The sequence below is a fragment of the Mesorhizobium sp. M1A.F.Ca.ET.072.01.1.1 genome (assembly GCF_004023325.1).
Taxonomy (GTDB): domain Bacteria; phylum Pseudomonadota; class Alphaproteobacteria; order Rhizobiales; family Rhizobiaceae; genus Mesorhizobium.
This window is the reverse complement of record NZ_RZSF01000496.1, coordinates 1-3,541: the sequence shown is the minus strand read 5'-3', so window position 1 is coordinate 3,541 and position 3,541 is coordinate 1. Positions and strand designations below refer to the sequence as shown.

The 3,541-nt window shown below is 62.6% G+C and carries 2 protein-coding genes and 1 pseudogene; all 3 read right to left on the bottom strand.

Features of this window, described 5'->3' with window-relative positions:
• Positions 1–809, bottom strand: an 809-nt coding sequence (locus EOA32_RS34955; protein WP_145971464.1) for an ABC transporter permease, incomplete at its 3' end; no start/stop codon positions are given.
• A gap of 112 nt (positions 810–921) precedes the next feature.
• The gene (locus tag EOA32_RS34950) at positions 922–3,006 is read right to left on the bottom strand and encodes an ABC transporter substrate-binding protein (protein ID WP_095827088.1); all 2,085 of its coding nucleotides are present in this window, start codon (positions 3,004–3,006) and stop codon (positions 922–924) included.
• A 107-nt stretch (positions 3,007–3,113) separates the two neighbouring features.
• A pseudogene (locus EOA32_RS34945) lies at positions 3,114–3,541 on the bottom strand (alpha-glucosidase/alpha-galactosidase); the annotation flags it as partial.

The window sequence follows — 3,541 nt, the reverse complement described above, 5'->3', positions numbered from 1 at the left end:
GTCAGCATGTAGGGCAGCACCACGCCTTGATACATGATCAATGGATGCAGCGCATTGGGCACGGCATGGCGCATCACCACGGCGCCGCCAGTCAGGCCCTTGGCTTTGGCCGTCTCGACATATTGCGCGTTGAGCGTGTCGAGCAGGTTGCCGCGCATGACGCGCATATTGTAGGCGAGCCCGCCGAAGGTCGCGATCGCCACCACCGGCCAGACATGCTTGACCAGGTCGAGGAATTTTGCCCACGACCATGGCGCGCCGCCATATCGCGGCGAGAAGAAGCTGCCGATCTCCGACACGTTGAACTGGAAGACCAGCAGGTAGACGATGATCAGCGCCATCAGGAAGCGCGGCACCGTCATGCCGAGGAAGGAGATGGCCGAGAGCGTCGAGTCGATCCAGGAATACTGGCGGGTCGCCGCCCAAATGCCGAAGCTTATGCCCAGCACCGAGGCGAGCAGGTGGCAGACCAGCGCCAGGAGCAGCGTGCGCGGCAGGCGCTCGCCGACCACGTCCGCCACCGGCCTGTTGTAGTAGAGGCTGTAGCCGAAATCGCCGCGCGTGACGATGCCGCCGATCCAGTTGAGATACTGAACGGGCAGCGGCTTATCGAGGCCGTGTTCTTTCCGGTAGGCCTGGGCCTGTGCATCCGCCTCGGCATAGGAGGCGCCGCCCTGGTTGATGAGCTGCGATTTGATATAGTCGGCATAGTCGCCCGGCGGCGCCTGGATGATGGCGAAGGTGACCAGGCTCAAGATGGCGAGCACGGGAAGCGCCGACGCTATGCGCATGAGCAGGAATCGCAACATGGATGGTCGGCTTCCTTTGCTGGCCGGTCGCTCCCTGGGCGCTACCGGAGATTTGGCTTTGTCCGGCCGCGCCAGCTGGCGCGACCGGAGTTCTCTTCGTCAGGGAGGTTAACTAGTTCATCGGCCCCTTGTCTCCGGGCTTGCCGGGAAGCTCGTCGGGGAAGAGCTCATATTTCGCCTGTTTGTCGGCTGCGACGAAGACGCGTTCGCGGATGATCGAATCCTCGGCCCAGTTGAACATGAAGATCGGCGTTCCCTGCGGGATGTTGGAGAAGCGCTTGTTGACGATCAGCGCGCCGGGATATTCCGTCAGCCCGACATTGTAGACGTGCTCGGTCGAGATCTTCTGGAACTTCTTCATCAGGTCGGCGCGCTGGTCGTTGTCCTGCGTCGTGACGAACTTGTTCACGATGTCGACGAGGTCCTTCTCGAACGGCATCAGATCGACTTCGCCGCTTTCAGGCGCGCGATGGTTCCAACTGGTCTTGGGACCGACCGGAGCGAGTTGCTCCGTGTTCTGCACAACGGAGGTGAGCTCCTGGTCATTGCGCCGGATCAGCCAGTCGAAGCGGCCGGAATACTGGATCGCGTCGCGCTGCGTGCCGTTGACCCCGTTGAGCACGACCCTCAGCCCAAGCTTCTCCATCTGCGCCACGACGCCCTCGGCAAGGCTCTTGTCGGTGGTGTAGTCATTGTTGACCAGCATCACGATCTCGACGTTCTTGCCGCCGGCGGTGCCCGCCGGGAAGTTCACGAAGCCGTCGCCGTCGGTATCCTTGAGACCGGCCTTGGCGAGCTCGGCCTTGGCCCCTTGGAGATCGAACGGGTAATAAACCGTCGACTTGCGGTCATAGAAGCTGGTGCCGGAGGAGAAGCCGCCGGGATAGATGGCGGTGAACGGTCCCTTGACCAGCGAGTCGCCGAGCGCCTTGCGGTCGATCGCCATGGTTACGGCCTTGCGGAAATCCTCGTTGCGGTTCAATTCGCGGATCGCTTGGCCTCGCTCGTCCGGGTTGCCCCAGCCATTGGCGGAAAAATTCATACGCAGATTGTAGCCGATGAGCCGCGGACCGAAGGCAAGCCGTGCCGGCGCGTTCTTGTCAGCCGCGCGCTTCAGCGAGGCGACGAAGTTCTCGGGCTGCTCGAGATTGGAGAAGTCGCCCGAGCCTGCGACGGCCTGGACGTCGCGATCTGCCCAGGTCGAGAGCTTGTATTGCAGCTCGTTGAGATAAGGCAGTTGGTTCCCCTTCTCGTCGACCTTCCAGTAGTAAGGATTGCGCCGCATGACGATGATGTCGTCCGGGCGGTATTCGACCGGCACCCAGGCGCCCATCACCGGCATGTTCATGTATTCCGGCGGGAAGGCGTTCTTGAACTGGTCGTAGGTGTTCTTCGAATATTTCGGATGCTGCGGCTTCAAAATGTGCGCCGGGCCGGGGCAGAAGGTGCCGTAGGCCATCGCATAGAGATATTGCCTCGGAAACGCTTCCTTGAACGTCCATTCGACGGTGTAGTCGTCGATCTTCTTGAGCGTCGTGCCGACGCCGAAGGTTTCGGGCGTCGCCCCGTTGAGCGGCGACACGTTGGGGTCGACGACCTCGTCGTCCCAGTAGAACATGACGTCGTCGGCGTTGAAGGGCACGCCGTCCGACCATTTGGCGCCTTCGACGAGATGCATGGTCAGCTTGTGGCCGTCTTTCGACCATTCCCAGCTCTTGGCGAGGTTCGGCAGCGGCTCGGTGTCCTTTGCGTCGACCTGGAACAGCGGCGCGGTGCGTGTCAGACATTCGGAAAGCGCGATGTCGATGCCGCCCCAGCCTTGCGTCTGGCCGGCACCGTAGTTCCAGCCTTCCGGCCTGCCGCCGATGACATGGCGCATCGTGTCACCATAGACGCCGATGCCGTCCGGCATGTTGGCGGTCTTGAAGACCAGCGGTTCCTTGGGCAGCCTGTCCTTGAGCGGCGGCAGCTTGCCGGTCTTGACGTATTTCTCCGTCACCCAGTCCGGCTCGTGGTATTCGGGCAGCGCCTTGAACTCCAGGATGGAGTCGCGCGCCACAGAATGGATCTTGCCTTCGGCCGGGAATGTCGCCGGCTCCGGCGGGATCGTCGGTTCCGAAGCGAAAGCGGTGAGCGCCGGAATAGAAACGCCGAGCACCAGTCCGGCGGCAATGCCAATTCTGTGTAAGTTCCTCATTGTCTCCTCCCAGATGTTTTGAACGTCTGCTGCTTGCCCGCCGCTCGATCTTTATTTTGAGGGCCGTTTCGGCGGTCTGCCTCCTGCAGGTCCGCCTGCCCGAAGTCTCAGCCGGCCTGTTTCAGTGCCGCCTTTTCGGCGCGCAGTTCATCGATCGAGCGGACGTTGCGCCGCGCCGCGCCCGCCCATTCGCGGGTCTTGACCTTCGACTTCGCAAGCCGCTCCTTTGCCGCCGGCACGGCGTCGGCATATTGCGGCAGCCAGGCGGCCTGGGCGACGACCATCTCGTCCACCATCTGCCAGACCTCCTCCGGCGTCGACACCGCGCCGACCAGCGGATCGTGCAGCATGGCGAGCTTCAAGAGATCGATGTCGCCGGCGATCGCGGCATGCACCGACATGCGCTGGACGTTGATCGATGACATGCAGGTGGCGGCGCATGGCTCGGGCAGCGTGATGCCGGCGGCCATGTTGATGCCGAACCGATCGACGAAGCCGGGCGACTCGATGATGGCGTCCTGCGGCAGGTTGGTGA

What these genes read in the sequence shown, in the direction of transcription:
- EOA32_RS34950 (WP_095827088.1), bottom strand. Translation starts at nt 3,006, where the DNA reads ATGAGGAACTTACACAGAATTGGCATTGCCGCCGGACTGGTGCTCGGC.